At 37.6% G+C, this 532-nt stretch carries 1 protein-coding gene; it reads right to left on the bottom strand.

Features of this window, described 5'->3' with window-relative positions; all coding sequences use genetic code 11:
- Positions 1-61: 61 nt before the first annotated feature.
- Positions 62-358 carry a hypothetical protein gene (locus ACTNBF_RS16530; RefSeq protein ID WP_441089712.1) on the bottom strand — a complete coding sequence of 99 codons (297 nt, stop codon included), beginning with the start codon at positions 356-358 and terminating at the stop codon, positions 62-64.
- Between the last annotated feature and the right edge of the window lie 174 nt (positions 359-532).

Below are 532 nucleotides of genomic sequence, written 5' to 3'. Positions count from 1 at the left end.
ATTATACACTCCGTCTCTACAGATTACAATACTAATATAGCATCTCGAAAATAACTGGACGTTATACTAGAAGTAATAAAGCCTCCGTCATAATCCCTATACCGATCACAACGATAAAACCTCCGCCTATCTGCTCCAACAATCGCCCGGGCTCAGACAACTCCGGATTATTATATTTCCACCGGCTCAGGAAAAAATGAACTCCATCCGGATTCAAAATAGTCACAATCCCTAATACATACACAAGAACACCCAAAAACGCAATATACGGTCTTGATATCGTATCCTCATTTCCAAAACGGACATCACAAATCGCCTGACAAATTGCCGCTTCCCCGGGAGTTTGACAGTTAAACAATAGGAAAAGTACTTGCAGGCCGCATAAAACCTGTTTTTTTGTGTCAATTTTTTGGTTTTATTATATTGTATTTTATTGCAATGTATGGTATAATGTGGAAAAGGGGGTATTTCCTATGAGAGTTATTACATCCAAATCAAAAAATGCTGAATCCTTTTATATCTCAAAAGGATA

The sequence above is a fragment of the Bariatricus sp. HCP28S3_A4 genome (genome assembly GCF_052066395.1).
Classification (GTDB): Bacteria; Bacillota; Clostridia; order Lachnospirales; family Lachnospiraceae; genus Allocoprococcus.
This window is presented reverse-complemented; position numbering and strand designations above follow the sequence as displayed.